Source organism: Metabacillus rhizolycopersici, assembly GCF_020075705.1.
The window spans coordinates 1-21,059 of the sequence record NZ_JAIQUM010000078.1 but is presented as its reverse complement, the minus strand read 5'-3'; the positions used below and the strand labels follow the sequence as shown (position 1 = coordinate 21,059).

General features: G+C 37.9%; 18 protein-coding genes and 1 pseudogene. 6 read left to right on the top strand and 13 right to left on the bottom strand.

Annotated elements, in window-relative coordinates; all coding sequences use genetic code 11:
* Positions 1-292: 292 nt before the first annotated feature.
* The 5 genes from K9V48_RS22830 to K9V48_RS22810 all read right to left on the bottom strand — a co-directional run bounded on the left by K9V48_RS22830 (position 293) and on the right by K9V48_RS22810 (position 5,323).
* Positions 293-1,387 carry a tartrate dehydrogenase gene (locus K9V48_RS22830; protein WP_263432924.1) on the bottom strand — a complete coding sequence of 365 codons (1,095 nt, stop codon included), beginning with the start codon at positions 1,385-1,387 and terminating at the stop codon, positions 293-295.
* 18 nt (positions 1,388-1,405) lie between these two features.
* Entirely contained in the window at positions 1,406-2,857 is a 1,452-nt protein-coding gene (locus K9V48_RS22825) for an aldehyde dehydrogenase family protein (RefSeq protein WP_224141424.1), read from the bottom strand.
* A complete protein-coding gene (locus tag K9V48_RS22820; RefSeq protein ID WP_224141423.1) occupies positions 2,850-3,932 on the bottom strand; it encodes an aromatic ring-hydroxylating oxygenase subunit alpha in 1,083 nt (360 codons plus the stop codon). The genes K9V48_RS22825 and K9V48_RS22820 overlap by 8 nt, the downstream gene beginning before the upstream one ends.
* A 98-nt stretch (positions 3,933-4,030) precedes the next feature.
* On the bottom strand, positions 4,031-4,279 hold the full coding sequence (locus K9V48_RS22815) for a ferredoxin (protein ID WP_224141422.1): 249 nt from the start codon (positions 4,277-4,279) through the stop codon (positions 4,031-4,033).
* 24 nt (positions 4,280-4,303) lie between these two features.
* On the bottom strand, positions 4,304-5,323 hold the full coding sequence (locus tag K9V48_RS22810) for an NAD(P)/FAD-dependent oxidoreductase (RefSeq protein ID WP_224141421.1): 1,020 nt from the start codon (positions 5,321-5,323) through the stop codon (positions 4,304-4,306).
* 429 nt (positions 5,324-5,752) lie between these two features.
* Here K9V48_RS22810 and K9V48_RS22805 point away from each other — a divergent pair, with 429 nt between their 5' ends.
* Positions 5,753-7,135: a sigma-54 interaction domain-containing protein gene (locus K9V48_RS22805; protein ID WP_224141420.1), complete on the top strand. Its 1,383-nt coding sequence runs from the start codon at positions 5,753-5,755 to the stop codon at positions 7,133-7,135.
* A 251-nt stretch (positions 7,136-7,386) separates the two neighbouring features.
* Positions 7,387-7,928, top strand: a pseudogene (gene msrA, locus K9V48_RS22800) (peptide-methionine (S)-S-oxide reductase MsrA).
* A gap of 187 nt (positions 7,929-8,115) precedes the next feature.
* Here the strand turns inward: msrA and K9V48_RS22795 are convergent.
* The 6 genes from K9V48_RS22795 to qoxA form a co-directional block, all read right to left on the bottom strand.
* Entirely contained in the window at positions 8,116-9,795 is a 1,680-nt protein-coding gene (locus K9V48_RS22795) for a glycoside hydrolase family 13 protein (protein ID WP_224141419.1), read from the bottom strand.
* A gap of 325 nt (positions 9,796-10,120) precedes the next feature.
* Entirely contained in the window at positions 10,121-10,321 is a 201-nt protein-coding gene (locus K9V48_RS22790) for a hypothetical protein (protein WP_224141418.1), read from the bottom strand.
* Positions 10,322-10,500: 179 nt separating this feature from the next.
* On the bottom strand, positions 10,501-10,800 hold the full coding sequence (qoxD, locus tag K9V48_RS22785) for a cytochrome aa3 quinol oxidase subunit IV (protein ID WP_224141417.1): 300 nt from the start codon (positions 10,798-10,800) through the stop codon (positions 10,501-10,503).
* A gap of 3 nt (positions 10,801-10,803) precedes the next feature.
* Positions 10,804-11,454 (bottom strand): cytochrome aa3 quinol oxidase subunit III, encoded by a 651-nt coding sequence (qoxC, locus tag K9V48_RS22780; protein ID WP_224141416.1) that lies wholly within the window; start codon positions 11,452-11,454, stop codon positions 10,804-10,806.
* Positions 11,455-11,457: 3 nt separating this feature from the next.
* Positions 11,458-13,413, bottom strand: coding sequence for a cytochrome aa3 quinol oxidase subunit I (gene qoxB / locus K9V48_RS22775; RefSeq protein ID WP_224141415.1), 1,956 nt, complete (start codon positions 13,411-13,413; stop codon positions 11,458-11,460).
* A 17-nt stretch (positions 13,414-13,430) separates the two neighbouring features.
* Entirely contained in the window at positions 13,431-14,423 is a 993-nt protein-coding gene (gene qoxA, locus K9V48_RS22770) for a cytochrome aa3 quinol oxidase subunit II (protein ID WP_224141414.1), read from the bottom strand.
* A gap of 677 nt (positions 14,424-15,100) precedes the next feature.
* Between qoxA and K9V48_RS22765 the strand changes: the two genes are divergently transcribed.
* Positions 15,101-16,009, top strand: a complete 909-nt coding sequence (locus tag K9V48_RS22765) for a COX15/CtaA family protein (RefSeq protein WP_224141413.1) — start codon at positions 15,101-15,103, stop codon at positions 16,007-16,009.
* Positions 16,010-16,259: 250 nt separating this feature from the next.
* Positions 16,260-17,174, top strand: coding sequence for a heme o synthase (cyoE, locus tag K9V48_RS22760; RefSeq protein WP_224141412.1), 915 nt, complete (start codon positions 16,260-16,262; stop codon positions 17,172-17,174).
* A 102-nt stretch (positions 17,175-17,276) separates the two neighbouring features.
* Here cyoE and K9V48_RS22755 read toward each other — a convergent pair whose 3' ends face one another.
* Entirely contained in the window at positions 17,277-18,200 is a 924-nt protein-coding gene (locus K9V48_RS22755; protein ID WP_224141411.1) for a substrate-binding domain-containing protein, read from the bottom strand.
* 196 nt (positions 18,201-18,396) lie between these two features.
* Here K9V48_RS22755 and modA point away from each other — a divergent pair, with 196 nt between their 5' ends.
* Positions 18,397-19,203 carry a molybdate ABC transporter substrate-binding protein gene (gene modA / locus K9V48_RS22750; protein ID WP_224141410.1) on the top strand — a complete coding sequence of 269 codons (807 nt, stop codon included), beginning with the start codon at positions 18,397-18,399 and terminating at the stop codon, positions 19,201-19,203.
* Between the two features lie 5 nt (positions 19,204-19,208).
* Complete coding sequence (modB, locus tag K9V48_RS22745) at positions 19,209-19,871, top strand: molybdate ABC transporter permease subunit (RefSeq protein ID WP_224141409.1); 663 nt, start codon at positions 19,209-19,211, stop codon at positions 19,869-19,871.
* Positions 19,872-19,935: 64 nt separating this feature from the next.
* On the opposite strand, the gene K9V48_RS22740 is transcribed toward modB, so the two are convergent.
* The coding region (locus K9V48_RS22740; protein ID WP_224141408.1) for an IS200/IS605 family accessory protein TnpB-related protein at positions 19,936-21,059 on the bottom strand (1,124 nt) is incomplete at its 5' end.

Sequence of the window (21,059 nt, the reverse complement as noted above, 5' to 3'; positions counted from 1 at the left end):
AAATTCAGATAACGGGCACGTAAACCCATTAAAGTTGACCGCTCAGGCTCCAAAATTCAGATAACGGGCACGTAAACCCATTAAAGTTGACCGCTCAGGCTCCAAAATTCAGATAACGGGCACGTAACTCCAATAAAGTTGACCGCTTTTACTCTCTTCCCTTGATTCGGGCTTCTACCCCATCAAAAAACAACAATCATTTAGAAAACAGCCTATACTAAAATACGAAGTTTCAATAAAATTTATCGGTATCGTATACAAAAAGGTTCTCTATACGACACCGATTTAGTCATTACTTTACTGGTATATTTTTAGATGAAATAATCGACGCGATCATGTCTATTATTCGGTCCCCTACTTCAGAAGTAGAAGCCGTTCCATTCATATCCGGCGTCAGCACTTCGTTTTCTAACAGAAGCTGCTCGATCGCCTCAAGAACAACTTTTCCATGTTCTTCATATCCGAAAAAGTCGAGCATCTGGCTTGCCGACCAAATTGACGCGAGTGGGTTACCAATTCCTTTACCTGCAATATCAGGTGCCGATCCGTGAATCGGCTCAAACATCGACGGATAGTCTCTTTCGGGATTAATATTCGCACCAGCTGCGAGGCCAATTCCACCAGCAATCGCTGCGCCCAAGTCCGTTAAAATATCGCCGAACAAGTTCGATGTCACAACGACTTCAAAGCGTTTTGGATCTTTAATCATCAGCATTGCAGCTGCGTCAACGAGATAAGAAGCCGTTTCAACTTCAGGGTATTCTGCACTTACTTCTTCAAATACCTGATCCCAGAAAACCATTGAGTAATTGAGAGCGTTTCCTTTTGATATGCTCGTCAGCGATCTTCCTTCTTTTTTCGCCGTTTCAAACGCGTAACGGATGATTCGTTCTGTGCCTTTACGGGAAAATACACCGTTTTGTAAAACGACTTCGTGTTCCTGCCCTTTAAACAACCAGTCACCTGCGCCCGAATATTCTCCTTCGCTATTTTCGCGGATGAACAGCATGTCAATGTCCTCGCGTTTTACATCCACAAGTGGCAAGTGAGCTCCTTTTAACAGCGTCACAGGTCGAATATTCACGTACTGATCAAAGCTTTTACGGATTTTCAGCAACAAATCCCACAGAGAGACATGGTCAGGAACGCCAGGAAACCCGACTGCACCCAAATAAATTGCGTCAAATTCTTTCAGTTGCTCAATTCCATCATCATCCATCATTTTTCCATTTTCAGAGTAAAACTCACATCCCCATGGAAAATATGTGAAGTCAAATTTGAAGTCCGAATCCAGCTCAGCCACTTTATTTAATACTTTAATACCTTCATTAATGACTTCAGGACCAATACCATCTCCTGCAATGACCGCTATTTTAAATAGTTTCATAATAATCTCCTCTTTTTATTAGTTTTGGTTCCAAACGACTAATTTCAGTTCGGTCATTTCTTCGATCGCGTATTTAATTCCTTCGCGGCCTGTCCCACTTTCTTTCACACCGCCGTATGGCATTTGGTCGACACGGAAGGTTGGTACGTCATTAATCATGACACCTCCAACGTGTAATTCTCTTGATGCATACAAAGCGTTTTTCACATTGTTTGTGTAAATCCCAGCCTGTAACCCGAAACGGGAATCGTTTACTTGCTCGATCGCTTCTTCAACAGATCTCACTTTGTTCACAACGACAATCGGTGCAAATGCTTCCTGACAGGATAGTTTTAACGAATGATCCGCATCTGTAATAATTGTTGGCTCAAGAATACCACCTTGCAATTTACCGCCTGCTGTGATTGTTGCATCACTGTCTTTCGTTTCTTCAATCCAACCCAAGACACGCTCAGCTTCCCCTTTAGAGATTAAAGCAGAAATATACGTGTCTGGATCAAGTGGATCACCTATTTTCAAGCCCTTCGCAGCTTCAGTGAACTTTGCAACAAATTCTCCATACACATCTTCATGTGCGTACACACGTTGCAGGGAAATACAGACTTGCCCTTGATTTGAGAAAGCACCCATGATGCAGCGATCAATTATTTCATCGATGTTAATGTCTTTGTCAATAATTAAGGCTGAATTTGACCCGAGTTCAAGTGTTGTCTTTTTCAAACCTGCTTTATTACGAATGCCAATACCGACACTCGGGCTACCTGTGAATGTGACCATTCTTACACGGTCGTCTTCCACAATTGCGTCTCCAACGATGCCACCTGGACCTGTTACTACATTCAATACCCCTGCTGGAAGACCAGCTTCTTCAAAAAGTTCCGCAATAAAGAGAGCAGACAATGGTGTTTGCGAGGCTGGCTTCAATACAATTGTATTACCCGCCGCAATTGCCGGGCCGACTTTATGGGCGACAAGATTCATAGGGAAGTTAAATGGTGTGATTGCTCCAATGACCCCAATTGGCTCTCTTACTGTGTATCCGATTCGCCCGACACCGCCAGTAGCTGCATCAAAAGGAATCGTTTCGCCGTGAATTCTTTTTGCTTCTTCAGCCGAAAACTTATACGTTTCAATTGTTCTCGCTACTTCCCCCTTCGCAAACGCAATCGGCTTCGCTGATTCACGAGAAATAATTTCTGCGGCTTCATCCGCTCTCAGTTTTAATAGCACGACAACTTTTTCCAAAATTTCCGCCCGTTGATAGGCTGGCATTTTTGCCATTACGCCACGCGCGTGGTAGGCAGCATCAACTGCCTGTAATGTTAGCGCTTTATCTGCCATCGCAATTTGGGTGATTTCTTCCCCAGAATAAGGAGAGTATAGTGGTGCATAATTATCTGTTTCTACTTTTTCACCATTGATCATTAAGTCCTGCTTTGTCAATTTTAGTTCATTCAAAAATTTACTCATTGAGGGCCTCCAATACCATTTCATGAAATTGTACAATTGCTTTTTCTGAAGACGAATATCTTCCTTTATTAAATGCACGGGAGCGGAAACCGATTTGTTCTAACTCGACAAGTTCCACATCTTCCTGACGCACTTGTTCAGCAAAAGTAACTAAGTCTTTTTCTTCCTGAGTCAAATTGTCATCACGGAAATAATACGTATAAACAGCTAAAGTTGTTTCATGGTCAATCGGCACCATTTGTATCGTCGCCATATTGCCAGGACCCGGATAAATTGTCAGCATTAAATTTGGCCATAACCAGAAGAATGATCCACCTTGCATTTCCGCTTGATTTAAATCGACTGACCCATAATTTTTATCCGGTTTAACGATTGAACCTTGAAGAGAATAGTTTTCACATGTAATGATTTGATAATCATCCATGTCAAGTGCTGCAACGAAGCTTGGATGTGCTACATGACAGTGGTCACACTCTAAATAATTATCAATAAATGCTTTCCAGTTCGCTTTAATCACCCGTGTTTTTTGGTTTGTTCTTTTTAATTCACTTAAAAATGGATATTTACTCAAGCGGTCAAAGAAATCTCCATAAGATTCGCTAAGTGGCTTTGCATGATCATCCAAGTTTACAAAGATTAAAGATTCCAAGATTTCCATGCGGACTGAGCGTAAACAGGCATCTTGTACACAGGCTGCATCTTCCCCTCTAAAGTTCGGCGCTTTATTTAGTTTCCCATCCAATTTGAATGTCCAGCCATGGTAGCTACATTGCAAAATTTTCTTTTTACCAGACTCATTTTTTTCAAGCTTTGTCGCACGATGCGGACAAACGTTATAAAAAGCGCGGATAACTTCATCTTGGCCGCGAGTCACGATAATCGGTTCATTAGCTACTTCAGTCGTGAAGAAAGCACCTACTTTTTCCAACTGGCTGACATGTCCCACAAGTTGCCAAGATTTAGAGAATACAAGATCCATTTCTTTTTCTAGTACTTGCGGGTCTGTGTATTTGTCATAAGGCAATGTTCTTTCAAATGTTCGATTAGATGCATTTTCTACTTTGTTATAAGCCATAATTCATTCTCCTCATCATACAATGTTATTAGCAATTTTCCGAAAAGTCAAAACAGTTAATAAAGCGCTTCATACTACGGGTTTATCAACCTATTACATTATCCGGCTTGAACGGACTTACAATTAAAAGCTTCAGTAGCCACTTTTATCGAATCTGTTGGACAACCTTCTAAGGCATCTTCCAAATCTTCTATAAGTTCGTCAGTCACTGCAGTCATGCCTTTGTTGTCATCAATGATTGCATAAGCAAATCCTTCGTCAGTATAATCAAAAATCTCTGGCGCTGTTGCTCCACATGCCCCGCAGGCGATGCATGTAGCCTGATCAACGATCGTGTATTTAGCCATGTGGATTCCCCTCCTTTATTTAATTTAAACTGCTGAGCCTCTTTTTTCTTTTTCTCCCATAATACTTGTGCTGTGTAGAGGCTGAACATTTGCACTCGGATCGATATATACTTTGGCATTACTTACAGCTGTCGGAGCTTCACCAAAACCACTCGCAATCAGCTTCACTTTTCCTTCGTACGTACAAATATCCCCCGCTGCGTAGATGCCTTCAATATTCGTTTCCATTCTAGAATTGACTACGATGGAATTACTTTCGATTTCAAGGCCCCAGTCTTTAATTGGTCCAAGCATAGAAACAAAACCGTAATTGACAAGGACATCATCAACTTCAATTTCAAGCAGTTCCCCGCTCTTTGTTTCCGTCACAATCACTTTATCTATTTTTTGATCACCGACTAATTGAGTAGGCATATATGGTGTTAAGACTTCCACTTTTGACCGTTTCAATTGTTCAACGCTATGCTCATGAGCGCGGAATTTTTCTCTCCGGTGGATGAGTGTCACTTTTTCCGCTATTGGTTCAAGCATAAGCGCCCAGTCAACTGCTGAATCGCCGCCACCAAATACGACCACTTTCTTTCCGGTAAATTGATTTAAATCTTTTACGAAATAATGAAGGTTAACGTTTTCAAACTTTTCTTCCCCATCCATTTTCAGTTTACGTGGTTGGAATGCTCCATTTCCGGCTGTGATAATAACAGCCTTTGCGTAATGAGTTTCTTTGTTCGTTGTAATCGCGAACACCCCGTCCCTTATGCGAACGATGCTCTCTACAGATTGTTTAAGGCAAATTGTCGTTTCAAACTGATTCATTTGCTCCAATAGTTGATCAACAAGCTCTTGTGCTCGCACTTTCGGGAAACCAGCAATATCGTAAATATATTTTTCTGGATACAAGGCAGACAATTGTCCACCGAGCTGAGGAAGACTTTCTATTATTTTTACCGAAGCCTGTCGCATTCCCCCATAAAAAGCGGTAAACAACCCAACCGGACCTCCCCCGATAATCGTAATATCAAAAACCTTGTATTGTTCTTCCATTTTAGGCCTCCATCACCTTCATAATTTCTAGCATTCAACCAATCTTTTCTAATCGTGAAACAATTGATAGCTTCCTTGCTTTACAGCCTTACAATTAATATACTTGCAATTCCCATGCCAACAACTAAAGCGCAAGCGCCTTGATCAGCCTTTTTTCAGTAAGACGATTATAATTAGAAAGTATTCTTTACCTTCCATACCGTCGTGGCTGAGTATCAGGAAGGAGTCGCGCTAGTACTGAATACCGAAGCACTTATCCAACTGATGAAAATGTCATCGTTCCCTAAATATTTCTAATCATAATTAAAATACACAGAATATTATAACTTTTAAATTGAAAACGCTGTCAAACTGAGTTATAATTGACTCAATTTGATAGAAGATTACTCAAAATTAACTCATTACTTATTTGAAAGAGAGGATCATTCTATGAAAAGTCCTGATGATACTTACAATGTTGAGATGACATTACAAACCCTTTTAAAAATTCTTGATCATTCCTCAGATGAAATTTTTGTCCTCGACGGTGAACAGCGCATTCTTTACGTTAATCGAGTATGTGAGCGTCATTACGGACTGAAGCCAACTGAGGTTATCGGCAAGTACAACCTCGAATTATTCGAAAAAGGTTACTGGAATCCATCTATTGTTCCAGAAGTATATCGTAGCAAAAGGCCTTGCTACATGAAGCAGAAGACATATATTGGTGCTGAGCTGCTGACCTCAGCGATTCCAATTTTAAATGACGAAGGGAAAATTGAACTCGTTGTTATCACATCGACTGAAACACAGACATATAAAATGGTTAAAGCGAATACTAAAAGCGACGAGTTAAAATCCACTCAAATGGATAAAACAGGCCGACCTATAACTAATAGCGGCAAAATCAAAAAAATCCTAAATTTTTGCGAAAAAGTAGCACCTACTGATTCCACGGTACTCATCCAAGGAGAGTCTGGAACAGGTAAAGGTGTGTTCTCTCACTTTATCCACCGAATAAGTAAGCGAAGCAACCGTCCATTTCTTACAATTAACTGTGCAGCCATTCCTGAAGATCTGCTTGAATCGGAATTATTCGGTTATTCAAAAGGCGCATTTACTGGAGCGAATAATACCGGAAAGCCTGGCTTAATCGAGGCAGCGGAGGGCGGCACTGTTTTTCTTGATGAAATTGGGGAAATGCCGCTCACTTTGCAGGCGAAGCTTTTACAAGTAATCCAAGACAAACAGTTCATTCCCATTGGCAGTAATGAAACAAAAAAAGTTGACATCCGCATCATCGCAGCTACAAATCAGAATTTACTTAATATGGTCAATGAAAAAAGATTCAGAGAAGATTTATTTTACAGGTTGAATGTAATTGATATCCACCTTCCACCGCTACGGGAACGCAAAGAAGATATCATTCCACTCACGTATAATTTTTTATATAAATTCAATAACAAATACTCTGAAAACAAAGTCATCTCAGAGGAATGCTTAAACATATTAATCCATTATTCATGGCCTGGTAATGTGCGCCAGCTCGAAAATTTGATTGAAAGATTAGTTGTAATTAGCGATTCTGTCATCCAGGTAGCCGACTTACCAGATATGATCACTGCCAATGTAGAACAAGTTGCCCAACTTGCGCTTCCCTCTTCACTAGATAAAGCGGTTGATGAAACGAAGAGATTCTTAATCAGAAGATCCTACCAAACATATAAATCATCAAGGAAAGTCTCGATTGACCTCGGCATTAGTCAAACGAAAGCCTCTAAACTAATCCGGGAGTACTGTGAGGATCTAATAACGAAAGCGGAAGCGCCTTGATCAGCCCCGACAGGCATAAGGACGCGCATATGACCCCGAGGGGCTAGGCGCTGGAGCTGGATGCCGAGCGCTTATCCACAGTACAAGAATTTTATTGGTCCATTAACGATAAAAATTAATAGATTTACGAAAAATTGATTTAGTGCATTAACCCTTACATACCTTTAATGACAATAGTCCGTGTATTTTGTACATAAAAGGATTTCCCTTGCTCGTTGTATACTTAGCCTATATAATTAAGAAATTTTTTAATGTTAGGGGAATTTAAAGTAAGTAAAGACAATCTAGAGCTAGCAACCTTTGCAGGTGGATGTTTTTGGTTTATGGTTCAGTTACCTGGAATTGAAAGTGTAATATCTGGGTATACAGCTGGCCATAAGGACAACCCAACATATGAGGAAGTTTGTGCAGGTGGAACTGGACATGTTGAAGTAGTTCAAATTACGTTCCAACCAGACATCTTTCCATATGAAAAACTATTAGAATTATTTTAGCAGCAAATTTTGATCCTACTAATAGTGGCGGACAATTTCATGATCGTGGAGAATCATATAAAACAGCTATCTTTTATCATTCAGAAAATCAGAAAATACTAGCAGAAAAACCCAAACATGAGCTAGAAGCAAGTGGAAGATTTTCAAAACCAATCGTTACATCAATTTTAGAGGCAAAACCATTTTATCCAGCAGAGGATTATCATCAAGATTACTACAAAAAGGATCCTGAATACTATAAGCAAGACCGAGCAGGTAGAGATAACTTTATCAAACAGCATTGGGATGAAAAAATCTAAGAGATTCATAACGGATAATGCGTCCAATTGAGGAATCACTAGTATAGTCTGTAAAATAGATATCGATTCTAGAATATATAATCGTTTGAATGATTATATATTCTAGAATTTTTAAATTGGTTACCGTTTTAAAAATGGTGTTGTGTGGTTAGAACCTCTTAACACTATTCATTCTCACAATCGTCAGCTAATCTCGAAGTCGATACACTCTCGTCTCAAACGGTTTTAATGTTAACGCACTTTTCAAATCATATCCCTCATGATCATAATTGGCTAGCAATAATTCCGCAGGTCGAGTCAAAATATCTAAGTCATCATCCCACATTGCCATCTTATCTGATAAATTAGACATCACAACAACCTTGTCATTGTTTAACATGCGTGTATAGGCATAAATTTGCGGATGATCAGCAAGTATAAGATCATAAGTTCCGTAAGTGAAAACTTCGTTGTTCTTCTTTAGCCGAATCATTTTTTTGTAAAAATTAAGTACGGACCCTTCATCCTGTTGTTGCTTTTCTACATTTATTACTTTAAAATTTTCATTCACACCAAGCCATGGCGTTCCCGTTGTAAATCCCGCATTTGGCGCTTGTGACCATTGCATAGGCGTTCTAGAGTTATCACGACTTGAAGCCCAAATCACATCCATGATTTCGTCATGTGGTACGCCTTCTTCGGATTTGTAATGATATTCGTTTTTCGTCCGTACATCGTTGTATGCCTCGATTGAATCGAACGTAACATTCGTCATCCCTATTTCTTGCCCTTGATATATAAACGGAGTTCCTTGCATAAGAAAATACATCGCGGCTAATGCTGTTGCACTTTCAAACCAATAGCGCTGATCATCTCCCCATGACGACACAACGCGTACTTGATCATGGTTTTCGATAAATAATGCATTCCAGCCTTTATTTTCAAGGCTTTTTTGCCACTTCGTAAGCACTCTTTTCAATTCCACAATATCTAATTCTTTCTTTCCTTCTGCATCCCAAAGTGCAAGATGTTCGAATTGAAACACCATATTGAATTTCCCATTTTTTTCACTAACCCAACGCTCTACATCCTTTGTATCATCCGCTTTTACACCATTTGCTTCACCGACTGTCATAATATCGTATTTTGAAAAGGTCTCCTCTTTTAGCTCTTCTAGATATTTATGAATGCCTTCAACATTCATATGTTTTTCAAATGAAGAAACATATTTCTGCCCCTTAACATTTGGCATATCCTTCAAACCATCCTCTTTTTTTATATGACTTATGGCATCGACACGGAATCCATCAATTCCTTTATCTAACCACCAATTAATCATGTCATATAAGGATTTACGAACTTCTCGGTTTTCCCAGTTTAAATCAGGTTGTTTTGTCGAAAAAAGATGCAAATAATATTGCTCGGTTTTTTTATCAAATTGCCAAGCAGACCCACTAAAGATGCTTTCCCAATTATTCGGTTCTTCTCCATCTTTGCCGTCACGCCAGATATACCAATCACGTTTCGGATTCGTTTTAGAGGAACGTGATTCAATAAACCAAGCGTGCTCATCACTAGTATGATTAATAACCAAGTCAATGATTAACCTCATCCCACGGTAATGCACTTCCTCTAATAGCTGATCAAAATCAGCCATCGTTCCAAAGTCATCCATAATATCCTGATAATCACTAATATCATAACCATTATCATCATTTGGTGATTTATACATCGGACAAATCCAAATCACATCAATCCCTAAGCCCTTTAGATAATCCAGTTTTGAAATCATTCCTTGCAGATCACCAATGCCATCACCATTTGAATCCATAAAACTTCGTGGATATACCTGGTATACCACAGCTTCCTTCCACCAAACTTTTTTCATGTTTTATACCTCTCTTATTAAAATTAAGTATTTTCAGTAAGGCATGAATAGAGAAAAACGTTTTATGTCTATCACAACTATCTACATTGTTTGCATCAATAACTAAGTTTATTTCAAGAAAGTACTTAGTTATTCCTCTATATCTTGTGTTAGTTTAAGATAAAATTCGAAAATGAATCTTAATCACATTTAGTTAAGTAAATGACGAAGAGCTTGGAATTCATGTTTCCAAGCTCTTCATCACCTCAAATTGTTTTTATTTACATGACATTTTTCTCTTTGTACTTCAATGTCGAGGCCCTTTATAATCTAAAAAGAAAATCTATCATTTATCCGATTTCTTATCTACACCATCTGCATCGTTTTTAAAAAGAAAATAAGTGAGCACACCTGATATGAGTGCACCTAATAAAGCAATTGGTATGCGATATTGAAGCGGTACCTCAGAATGGTCCTTTTCTAGTATCCACAATGCGAGAATTCCAACAACTAGCATAGTCGGAATGACAATTTTCATACGATTCATCATGCCACATCCTTCATTTCTCATTTTTCTCCATTCCATTCGAACGAGCAGAATTGTCTCTTCTTCTATTTTACCATCTTGCCTATTATAAAGTGGCCTTTTTAGGCAATATAAAAAACCCGAATCTCGAACACTTTTACAGCGTTCAAGATTCGGGTTACATTCAAAAATGATTTCTTTTAGTGCATATTTGTCATGACCCAATAAGAGCCGTAAACAATAACAAGCGCCATAAATCCTGCAGAACCCATCTTAAGAACCTGCCAGCCGCCTTCTCCTTCTTTAATATGCATGAACATAATTAATTGGATTGCTGCTTGTAAAAAGGCAAGAATAAAGATCAGGATAACGATCGTTTGTAACGCTAAATCAGTGTATAACGCTAATCCAGCTGCTAAAAATGTTAACGCGATTGAAAAGATTAAGCCAACGATATGTCCCCATGGGAAGTGATGATTCTTATTTGTGTTATTTGCCATTTATCACACCATCCCTAATAGGTAAACACCAGTGTAAACGAAGATCCAGACAAAATCTAAAAAGTGCCAATATAAGCTGACAATGAACACTTTTTTCGCTGTTTCTGGCGTTAACCCTCTTTTAATAACTTGAAGAATAATTAAAATCATCCAACCGATACCTAGAGATACGTGAAGTCCATGTGTTCCAGTTAAGAAATAGAAACTAGACCAGTATCCATTTGTACCAAGTGTTGCACCTTCATGTACAAGATGGATGAACTCGGCAATTTCCAAGTAAAGGAATGTTAAGCCAAGCAATAATGTAATGACCAACCAGATGTTCATAGCTTTTACATTGCGTTTTCTCATTTCATGAATAGCTAAACCACATGTGAAACTACTTACTAATAAGACAATTGTCATGACTAATGTGTTGCCTAATTCAAAAAGCTCTTTAGGCATAGGAGCCCCATGTCCAGCGTGACTCATGTGCTCCATGCCACCCATGTTACCTGCGTGACCATTTAATACAAAGAACGTTGCAAATATTGTTGAAAACAGAATGATTTCTGCACCTAAGAAAACCCAGAATCCGAAAATGTTCAATCTTCCAATAGTAGATTGATATTCCAAGGGCGTGTCTGGACTTAGATTTGTTGTGTCATGTGCCATAACTCACGCCTCCTTTTGTTCCGTTTTAATGATTTCTTCTACGCTGACATAGTAACCTTCATCCTCTTTATGTGAGCGAAGTGAACGATATGCCAAACATCCTAGTACACAGATTCCGCCAATAATTGCTAACCACCAGATTTTAAATACTAATGCAAATCCCGCAACGAAGAAGAAGAAAGAAATAACAAACGGTGTTCCTGCATTACTAGGCATATGAATTGGTTTGTATACTGGCTTTTCTTCCTTACCGTTTTTGCGTTCTTCTTTCATTAGCCAGAATGCATCAAGACCTTTTACTTCAGGAGTGACTGCAAAGTTGTAGAATGGAGCAATTGAAGTTGTTGTTGCCCATTCAAGTGTACGACCACATCCCCATGCATCTCCTGTTGTTTCTCTTTTAGCATAACGGAAGCTGTAGTAAACGTTATAAACTAGGATCATAAAGGCAATACCCATACCTACTCCACCGATCGTAGAAATAACATTTAATCCAGTCCATCCAGTTTCTGGACCATACGTGTAAATACGTCTTGGCATTCCATCGAAACCTAGTAAGAACTGTGGTAAGAAACAAACATTAAATCCAATATTGAAGAACCAGAACGTCCATTTTCCTAAACGCTCATTTAATTTATGACCAAACATTTTTGGATACCAGTAAACAAGTCCTGCAAAACAAGCATAAACAGTACCACAAATCAATGTATAGTGGAAGTGAGCAACAAGGAAGTAACTGTTATGATATTGGAAATCTGCTGCTGCCATTCCAAGCATAACCCCTGTAACCCCACCAATTAGGAATGTAGGAATAAATCCAACAGACCAAAGCATTGGGACCGTAAATTCAATACGACCTTTATGCAGTGTTAGTAACCAGTTAAAGATTTTTATACCTGTTGGTATCGCAATTGCCATTGTCGTAATTGAGAATACAGAGTTCACTGCTGCACTTCCACCCATTGTGAAGAAGTGGTGAACCCACACTAAGAAACTTAATAAAGAAATTGTTACAATCGAAATGACCATTGATTTATAACCAAATAATTGTTTTTTTGCAAACGTTGAGAAGATTTCAGAGAAAATACCAAACGCCGGCAAGATAACAATATATACTTCAGGATGTCCCCAAATCCAGAACAAGTTCGCCCATAGCATTGGCATTCCACCGTCTGCTAATGTAAAGAAATGTGTTCCGAATAAACGGTCAAATGTCATTAACGCTAATGTGATCGTTAATACAGGGAAAGCAAAAACGATAATAAAAGCTGTAATTAATGATGTCCAAGTAAACATCGGCATACGCATTAATGTCATACCTGGTGCACGCATTTTAATAATTGTTACGATAAAGTTAATCCCTGTTAAAAGGGTACCAATCCCTGAAATCTGTAGACCGAGTAAATAATAATTTATCCCTGGTCCAGGACTTCCTTCGACTGCTAATGGCGCATAGTTCGTCCAACCTGCATCTGGTGATCCACCAAATACAAAGGAGATATTAAATAAAATCGCTCCAAAGAAAAATGCCCAGAAGCTTAATGAATTTAAATATGGAAATGCTACGTCCCTTGCTCCTATTTGCAGCGGAACAGCAATGTTCATTAATCCCATGATAAACGGCATAGCCATGAAAATAATCATGATCGTACCGTGTGTTGTAAAGATTTCATTATAATGTTGAGATGTTAAAAACTCATTATTTGGCACTGTTAGCTGTGCTCTCATTAATAATGCATCCACACCACCACGGAATAGCATGACGATGGCTGCAAGTATATACATAATTCCGATTTTTTTATGGTCGACTGATGTTAACCACTCTGTCCAAAGCCATTTCCATTTTTTGAAATACGTAAGAATAAACACAATTCCAATTACAGATAACAAAATAGAAATGTTTGCTCCAAGAAGCATTGGATCATTTAAAATTAAATTATCTTTAATAAAATCAAACATTCAATGTTCCTCCCTTCTTAGTGGTCTTGATGTGAATGTTGATGCGAATCTGACTCTTCATCTGTTTGTACTTCCTGTTCTTGAGCATTTTCACTTTCCTCATCCTTACCATGGCTGCCATGAGGTTTTATTTCAACTCCGTATTTTTCGCGAACGTTCATTGCATATACTCCCGAGTCAACTCCATGGTCTACAAATTCTAAGTGAGTATTTGAAAATGTCATTTCCCCAACATTGTCAGGCAACAATAATTTTTCATATGCCTCTTCTGTTAATTCTTCAGCATTTTCTTGTGTTTCTTTTACCCATGCTTGATACTCTTCTTCATTCAACGCCACAAAATTAAACTTTTGATGTGACATTCCCTGACCCGTAAAGTTAGAGTTCATACCGTCATATACTCCAGTTTCATCAGCCTGTAAATATAAATCATTTACCATTCCTGGCATTCCATATACTTGTCCGCCAATCTGTGGAACCCAGAATGAACTCATTGAATCAGCTGATGTAATTTTGAAAAGAATCGGGTGATCTTCTGGAACATTTACATAATTGACCGTTTCGATTCCTTCCTCTGGATAACTGAAAATCCACTTCCAGTCAGCAGATGTCGCATGGATCACGATCGGCTCTTTATGTGCCGTTTCAGCTGGTGGTTTTGTCAGATCATATAATGCCTGCACTGTTGGAATTGATAAAGCAATAATGATAATAACTGGAATGATTGTCCAAATAATTTCCAGCTTCGTACTACCATGAATACTTGGATCGTAATCTTTTTCATTGAAATTTTTACGATCACGATACTTTACAATAACAAAGGTAAATAATACGTAAACAGCTATCATGATAAATAGCATAAAGTAAATTGAATACATAATAAGATCTTTTAGTGTAGCAGCATTCGGTCCTTTTGGATCAAATATTGCGTATTCACTACAGCCACTTAGTACAAATAAAAATAGTACTGAAGTAACAAAAATTAAATAAGGTTTAGCCTTTTTGAACACCTTTGTCACTCTCCTTTCTAAACAACGCATTTATGAATTATAGATTTCTTAAGGTAAAACAAATTACATTCACCTACACATACTATCAAAATATAAAAAAAACAAAATACTAAAAATGACATTTTTCACTAACTTTCAAAAATTTGTCTAACATTCTTCACACTTTGGTAACAATTTTGGCAAAGAATTATCAATATTGATATAATTACCAAGCTTTTTGGTTTTTTTATTTTGATATACTATTTTTATCTTCTCTTGATTTCTCAATATTTGTCCCTGGACTTCTTCATTCCAGCGGTACTATATTACTTTCTAGTTAACTTAATTGTCGTAGAGTAACAGACCGCGATATAATACCCACAGATGGAAGTCGTGCCTAATAGGCATCTTACCTCTGTGTTACTTATTCGTTATCTACCTACTTAAATACACTAAAAAAGTTGCTTAACGATTTATGTAAAGATATATTTAGGACTACAAACTACATCTAATCGTCATCTCTTGTGACACTACCGTAAAAGTAAGTTTTTCTAAAAATGTTTTGAAATTGCAATAGCTTTTTGACAATAATGTGTATTTTGTTTCAATTTGATGGCATTCCTTTTGCTTTCCATCATAATAGAGTAAGTAAAAGAGAGGTAGATAAAATATCTTTAACGTCAAGGAGAGGTCTTGTTTTGAAAAAATATATGAAATTATTAGCCGTTTTAGCCGTTATTTCAATGGCCTTTGTCGTACTTGGAGGGGCATTGGTAACGAAAACTGGGTCGGCGGATGGATGTGGAAGATCATGGCCTCTTTGCGAGGGGGAACTTGTTCAGCTTTCAGATGTTACACCAGAAAAGCTAATAGAATTCTCCCATAGAGCTACAACAATGATAGGTTCAATCTTTGTTATTGCACTGGCCATTATGTCTTCTATTTATATTAAGAAAAGAGAAACAAAACCGCTGGCCATTATTTCTGTGCTGTTTCTCATTATTCAGGCTTTAATGGGGGCAGCTGCTGTTATGTGGGGCCAAAACCCATATATTATGGCGCTACACTTTGGAATTTCAATGATTTCATTTGCATCAGTTTTATTACTAGCATTATTAGTTTTTGAATTTGATAATAAATTTGATGCACGGGAATTGGTTATTAAGAAGAAAATGAAGGTAAATATCTACTGGTTATCAGCTTATACTTATTTTGTCATTTATTCAGGTGCACTTGTCAGACATGAAGGAGCAGGTCTTGCCCTTCCAGTAGTACCTTTTAACGATGGAAGTTTGATTACGCCACAATCGATCCAACAAATCGTCCAATACGGACATCGTACACTAGCGTTAATCCTATTTATTTGGATTTGTTCGACTGCTTATTTCGCATATAAGCATTACTGGAATTATCGAGTAATTAAGTATAGTATGATTAGCTTAGTTGTCTTATTACTCCTGCAAATTACAAGTGGCATACTGAGTGTATTTTCCGGCTTGAGCTTGGCTTTTGCTCTTATGCATTCTATCTTCATTACGTTGATTTTCGGCGTACTAAGTTATTTAATGATTTTAAGCTCGCGCAGTAAAGGTGACACTAATTACTAAGAAAAGCGAAAGCGCCTTGATCAGCCTTGAGCAAATAAGACGATCAGGAATAGAAGGTGTTTTTTACCTTCAATTCCTGATTGGCTTAGACCCAAGAGGGGCTAGGACGCTTGCGCTAGACACCAAAACAAAGTACAAAACATATAAATTCTGATAGTATATAAAAACAGATATGTTACACTTGTTATTCCTGCAGTTAATTAGCAGGAATAACTTATTTTCTCAATAGAAATGAAAGAGGAGAATGGTTGTGAAAAACACCGAAATGATGTTAAAGGATTCAATTTCAATGAAAGAAAATTATTCCTGGAAAGTAATAAAATTAATTATAAAAACCGGCATTATCAAATCAAACAGTTTGGGGATGTTAGCAGGCCTTTGCCTAGCCCTATATGTTTACGATATCGGATTTGTCGAAAAACTACCGATCATTCTTATATCCCTAATCGGGACAGCTTTTGTCGTCGGTGGGTCAGGGGCAATCAATAACTATTACGATCGAGATATTGATTCCATCATGAAAAGAACCCAAAGTCGACCTACCGTTGATGGAACAATTAATCCTAAATTTGCTTTATGGCTAGGCATCGTACTTGTCGCTATTGGATTAGGGCTACTATTATCTGTTTCATTAATGGCAGCTTTTATGGGCTTTTTAGGTTTTGCCTTTTATGTATTTGCTTATACAATGTTTACAAAACGCTCGACTATATACAATACTGAAGTAGGAAGCATCTCAGGCGCCATGCCACCAATTATTGGATGGGCTACGATTTCTTCAGATATCTTCCACCCTGTTGCAATTGGGCTATTCGTTTTCTTGTTTTTATGGCAGCCACCTCACTTCTATGCAATTGCTATTAGACGCTTAGACGAGTACAAGGCAGCTAAAGTACCAATGCTTCCTGTCGTAAAAGGAATTTTCCGTACAAAAGTGCAAACGTTAGTGTATCTAGTCATTTTACTATTTGCTTCTTTTCTCTTTTTCCCTTTCAGTAAAACGATTGCCTTTAGTATGTTCGGACTAAGCTTATTGTGGATGTTACTTGGTATTATTGGTTTCAAAAAGTTTGATGATTTAAAATGGGCTAATTTGATGTTTGCCTCTTCTCTATTTCACTTAACAATTTTATTTGCGTTAATGATTATTATTTCGTTTACGTAACAACTTTTTATCATCAAAGTGAATTCAAATTTTCAGCTATCTCGATTATTTAAAAGACATAAAAAAAGGAAGGCATCCTGATATCCAGGTGTGCCTTCTTTTTTATGTCTCATAAATGATTGATCCAGTTTGCGAATAATCATAGTCCCCTAAAGAATTTATTTCTGACTGAAACGGATGAGAAGATAATATTTCCTTTACAGTACTGATGAGTTTTTCATTTTCAGGTGTTTTAAGTATAATGAGATCGTATCGTTCTGTTATGAGTGGAATAAAATCTATCCCAACTATTTTAGCCGCTTTTTCAATTCCTACACCTACGTCTGCTCCCCCAGTCGAAACACTCGAGGCTACACTTAAGTGACTAGTTTCTTCCTGTTCATAGCCCCTTATGTTCTTAGGCTGTAGATGATTCATTCTCAGCTGCTCATCAAGCAGGATTCGTGCCCCCGATCCTTTCTCTCGATTGATCATTTTTACATGTTCTTGATTCAAATCAGTCCAAGTTTGGATGTTAAGTGGATTTCCCTTTTGAACATAAAAACCCGCTTTCCTTGAAAGAAGATTAAGTAAGAGATACGAATGACCCACCAGAATTTTTTTTATATACGGAAGATTATACTCGCCTGTATCCCCGTCAAACAAATGCAAGCTAACGATATCACATTCTCCGTTATACATCGAAATGAGGCTATTTAAACTTCCTGTATAAGATCGTAATGTTTTATAAGTAGAATATTTCTCAATATATTTTCCAAGTATATCTAATACTATATCTTGTCCACTAATGACAAGATTGGGGGAATTCTTCGTTTGGGGCCTGTGAAGTTCAGCAATCGGGACCTGTGAAGTCGTTGTTTTATGATTTTTTATATACTTGTCCAAGTCTTTTGCGTCCATTCTCATCTGCCTTCCAACACGGAATACAGGTAATTCCCCTTTTTTTACAAGATCATATATCGTTAATTTCGATACCTTTAGAAGTTGTGCCACTTCTTCAATTGTATAGGAAAGCTCCTTTGACATTTTCGCATCCCTCCATCCTTCATTTTAGCGTAGTTTAACGGGCAACAAAACCCCTGCTGCTGGAAGTTTTTCTGCTCTCACTTTCTTTGAATAAGGAGCTTCATTACAAAAATAATTATTTTGTATTCCCTTTTTAAATATAACTAATTATAATTAGTTATATTTAATTATAATTAGTTAGAAAGGAAGAAGGACGATGAAAAAATGTAATCTCTTATTTTGCTCGATTATACTATCATTCCTTATCTTAGCTGGCTGTTCGACAAATGAACAAAGTAATGAGCCAGAAGAACAAAAACAAGAAGAAACAAATCAGGAGGTAGAATTAACGATTTCAGCCGCCGCAAGCTTACAAGATGCCTTAAATGACATAACAGCAACATTTGAGGAAGAACATCCTAATGTGAAAATCAACTATAATTTTGGCGCTTCAGGATCACTTCAACAACAAATTTCTCAAGGAGCACCTGTTGATCTCTTCTTCTCAGCTGCTGAGGACAAATTCGATTTATTAGTAGAAGAAGGTTTAATTGAAGAGGATCAAGGCATAGATCTTGTCGAAAATGAAATTGTGTTGGTCGTTCCAAAAGATTCAACTCAAGAAATCAGCACATTCGAGGATCTCACAAAAGCTGAGAAAATTTCCATTGGTACACCTGAAACTGTCCCAGCTGGAAAATATGCACAGGAAACATTAGAAAACCTACAGGTCTGGAGTGCTGTTGAAGGAAAAATGGTTTATGCTAAGGATGTTCGCCAAGTGCTTACATATGTTGAAACAGGCAATGTTGACGCAGGTATTGTTTATAAAACGGATGCGCTAATTTCTCCAAAGGTTGAGGTTATCGCAACAGCCGATGAATCGACTCATGCACCTATTATTTGTCCAGTGGGAGTTATTAAGAATAGCTCCCATAAAGACGAAGCCGAACTCTTCTATGAGTATCTTCAAAATGATACGTCTTTGGATACTTTAGAAAAATACGGATTTAAAGGTATTTAAATACAATGCCACAAGACTTTTGGTCACCAGTCAGACTATCGATTGAGATAGCATTTGTATCGAGCATACTCGTTTTCGTTCTTGGTTTAGTATTGGGAAAATTTATGGCACATACGAAATTCAAAGGGAAAGCCATCGTTGAAACGTTTTTCCTTTTGCCTCTAGTATTACCTCCTTCTGTTGTAGGCTTTTTGTTGATTGTCATTTTTGGAAGGAATAGTCTAGTTGGACAAGCGATCGAATCGATATTTAAGCAACCTATTATGTTTACATGGTGGGCAGCTGTGATTGCTGCAATTGTTGTAGCCTTTCCACTGATGTATCAATCTGCTAAGACGGGATTTGAAAGCATTGATCATGATATTGAGGATGCAGCGCGTGTTGATGGAGCAAATGCATTCAAATTATTTATTTTTATTTCCATTCCCCTCGCGATTAAATCAATTATTTCCGGTGGAATTTTGAGTTTTGCCAGAGCCTTAGGTGAATTTGGAGCGACATTGATGTTTGCTGGGAACATCCCTGGAAAAACACAAACAACATCAACAGCTATCTATATCGCCATTGACTCAGGCAATATGCAAATGGCTTGGTTATGGGTAGCATGTATGATTGGGATTTCATTTTTGATGTTAATCTCCGTACACCTATTGAACTACCGTACCTAATTTTTGAGGAAGGGGATTCCTAAAAGGACATACTAAGTAACTTAGTAGACCATTGCCCGTTCAACTAGGCAATGGGTTTTCTACTTTCTTTCTTCGACAAACCTTTTTCCACCAAGTCTGGAAGAGCCCTTGGAGGAAAAAGATCACTCATGGAGTAATGCTTGCTTGGAATAGAAAGTTCTATCTGATACAAACAATGGGTATGTACGTCAGATAGGCATCTTGAAACCCACTTCCATTGCGCCCAATGATGTAGACCTGCTATCTTCTCCGGTAGTAGGGAATGCAACACTGGTGGAAGTTTTTCTTTGAATCCCATGGCTCTTCTCGCAATGACATAAGAAGCTGCTTGGTGAATACTAATACCAAGTCGCTTCATGTATTTGATTTTACCGATTTGACTTGTGTAAGCCGGATTTACTTCGAATACAGCCACACCCATTTTGTCCGCACGGTTTTTGATTGCTGAAATAAGCTTACGATAAGCAAACATGGACATTTTCTTATTCGCCTTTTTGTTCCCATATGCATTCAATACTTTCGATTTCGTTGTGTTTAACTTTTCAATCACAATCGGTTTATTGAGTTTATCAGCTAAATCTACTAATCGTATCGCTTCTGCTTCAATTATTTTTGTTGCTTGACCCGATGATTTCCCCTCTAAATCGAACTCAAATACACCCGATTTAATCAGTTGACCCTTCACATTCATGTTGGACCATGCGATGTGGTCCACATTCAAATCCACACCAACTACACCATCAGATTTACTGTGGTTTATGTTTTCCTCTTCAGGAATATCCAAGATGCATTTGAAAATGTAGTAATCACCGTGATCCTCAACAGACCAAGCCACTGCATTTCCATGTTTCTTTTTCAAATAAGCTGGCATGTTTGCTTGTGTTTGAATCGCTTTTTCAATGTTTTCTTGCCCATAAGGAAAGGAAATATCCGGTATGTCAACTGCCACACCGTTTAGAGTGGTTGAATGGAGATTTTTTGTTTTTAATATATACGTAAAGACAAAATTTCCATATTTGGCGTCCTTACGACCACTAATGGTCATTTTACTGTAACGAGATTGTTCCCAATCCTCTACCCACAGTTTATGGTTATTTCGATAATGATGTAAGGTGTGCTGTCCTTTGAACAGTTTTTTGCCACCAAAAACCACACTTTTTGTATTAT

What these genes read in the sequence shown, in the direction of transcription:
- K9V48_RS22830 (WP_263432924.1), bottom strand. Translation starts at nt 1,387, where the DNA reads ATGAAACTATTTAAAATAGCGGTCATTGCAGGAGATGGTATTGGTCCT.
- qoxD (WP_224141417.1), bottom strand. Translation starts at nt 10,800, where the DNA reads ATGGCAAATAACACAAATAAGAATCATCACTTCCCATGGGGACATATC.
- qoxB (WP_224141415.1), bottom strand. Translation starts at nt 13,413, where the DNA reads ATGTTTGATTTTATTAAAGATAATTTAATTTTAAATGATCCAATGCTT.
- K9V48_RS22810 (WP_224141421.1), bottom strand. Translation starts at nt 5,323, where the DNA reads ATGGAAGAACAATACAAGGTTTTTGATATTACGATTATCGGGGGAGGT.
- K9V48_RS22795 (WP_224141419.1), bottom strand. Translation starts at nt 9,795, where the DNA reads ATGAAAAAAGTTTGGTGGAAGGAAGCTGTGGTATACCAGGTATATCCA.
- modB (WP_224141409.1), top strand. Translation starts at nt 19,209, where the DNA reads ATGCCACAAGACTTTTGGTCACCAGTCAGACTATCGATTGAGATAGCA.
- K9V48_RS22755 (WP_224141411.1), bottom strand. Translation starts at nt 18,200, where the DNA reads ATGTCAAAGGAGCTTTCCTATACAATTGAAGAAGTGGCACAACTTCTA.
- K9V48_RS22805 (WP_224141420.1), top strand. Translation starts at nt 5,753, where the DNA reads ATGAAAAGTCCTGATGATACTTACAATGTTGAGATGACATTACAAACC.
- K9V48_RS22815 (WP_224141422.1), bottom strand. Translation starts at nt 4,279, where the DNA reads ATGGCTAAATACACGATCGTTGATCAGGCTACATGCATCGCCTGCGGG.
- K9V48_RS22790 (WP_224141418.1), bottom strand. Translation starts at nt 10,321, where the DNA reads ATGAATCGTATGAAAATTGTCATTCCGACTATGCTAGTTGTTGGAATT.
- K9V48_RS22820 (WP_224141423.1), bottom strand. Translation starts at nt 3,932, where the DNA reads ATGGCTTATAACAAAGTAGAAAATGCATCTAATCGAACATTTGAAAGA.
- K9V48_RS22825 (WP_224141424.1), bottom strand. Translation starts at nt 2,857, where the DNA reads ATGAGTAAATTTTTGAATGAACTAAAATTGACAAAGCAGGACTTAATG.
- modA (WP_224141410.1), top strand. Translation starts at nt 18,397, where the DNA reads ATGAAAAAATGTAATCTCTTATTTTGCTCGATTATACTATCATTCCTT.
- qoxC (WP_224141416.1), bottom strand. Translation starts at nt 11,454, where the DNA reads ATGGCACATGACACAACAAATCTAAGTCCAGACACGCCCTTGGAATAT.